Origin of the sequence: Streptomyces echinoruber (genome assembly GCF_014651135.1) — a bacterium.
GTDB classification, from domain to species: Bacteria; Actinomycetota; Actinomycetes; order Streptomycetales; family Streptomycetaceae; genus Streptomyces; species Streptomyces echinoruber.
In genome coordinates, this window is sequence record NZ_BMWH01000082.1 from 1 (window position 1) to 1357 (window position 1357).

The 1357-nt window shown below is 73.3% G+C and carries 1 protein-coding gene; it reads right to left on the minus strand.

Annotation, left to right across the window (positions count from 1 at the left end):
• On the minus strand, positions 1-1357 hold a 1357-nt coding region (locus IE225_RS32590), incomplete at both ends, for an acyltransferase domain-containing protein (protein ID WP_229880215.1).

Genomic DNA, 1357 nt, shown 5'->3' on the forward strand with positions numbered 1-1357 from the left:
CCGGGCCAGCGCCTTCAGAAGGGCGGCGGGCTCGTCACGGTCCTTGCGGAGGGTGGGGGTGAGGAGAACGTCGGCGGCCTCGGGGAGAGCCGTCTGGGCGAGGGCGGTCAGGGTGCCGTCCGGGCCCAGCTCGACGAACCGGGTCACCCCCTGATCGGCCAGCCAGGCCACGCCGTCGGCGAACCGCACCGCCTCGCGCACGTGCCGCACCCAGTACTCGGGGGAGGCCAGCTCGCCCTCCTCGGCGAGGCGGCCGGTGACGTTGGAGACCACCGGAATCGCCGGGGGCGCGTAAGTGACGGACGCGGCCACCTCCCGGAAGTCGTCGAGCATCGGCTCCATCAGCGGGGAGTGGAAGGCGTGGCTGACCCGCAGCCGGGTGGTACGACGGCCCTGCGCCGCCAGCTCCCCGGCCACCGCCGTGACGGCCTCCTCCACGCCGGAAACGACCACCGCACGCGGCCCGTTGACCGCCGCCACCGCCACCTCGGCCTCCCGGCCCTTGAGCAGCGGCCGCACCTCCTCCTCGGCGGCCTCGATGGCCACCATGGCCCCGCCGGGCGGGAGTTGCTGCATCAGCTCCCCGCGGGCGACGACGAGACGGCAGGCATCGGCCAGCGACAGCACCCCGGCCACATGGGCGGCGGCCAGCTCCCCGACGGAGTGCCCCACCAGGTAGTCCGGCCGCACCCCCCAGGACTCCACCAGCCGGAACAGGGCGACCTCGACGGCGAACAGAGCCGGCTGCGCCCAGCGCGTCTCGTCCAGCCGCTCGGCGTCGTCCCCGAAGACGACCTGCCGCAGCTCCTCCCCCACCTCGGCCACCACCGCGTCGAACGCTTCGGCGAACACAGGGAAGGCGTCATACAACTCCCGCCCCATACCCAGCCGTTGGGACCCCTGCCCCGAGAACAGGAACGCCAGGCGACCTTCTTCGCCGACGCGCCCGGTGGGCACCTCCGGCGCGGACTCTCCGGACGCCAAGGACCGCAGACCCCGCACCAATTCCTCGCGGTCGTTTCCCAGAACGACCGCGCGATGGGTGAGGGAGGTGCGTGTGGTCGTGAGGGACCAGGCGATGTCGACCGGGTCGGTTTCGAGGTGTGCGGCGAGGAAGTCGTAGAGGCGTTGCGCCTGGGCGGGCAGGGCTTCTTCAGTGTGGCCGGAGAGAGGCCAGGCCAGGACAGGGAGAGAAGTACGGGGGGTGTCCGGCGCCTCGCCGTCCTGTACCCGGTCCTGTTCGAGGATGACGTGGGCGTTGGTTCCGCTGACGCCGAAGGCGGAGACGGCGGCCCGCCGGGGCCGGTCGCCGGTCTGCGGCCACGCCCGGGCCTCGGTCAGCAGCCGCACCGCGCCC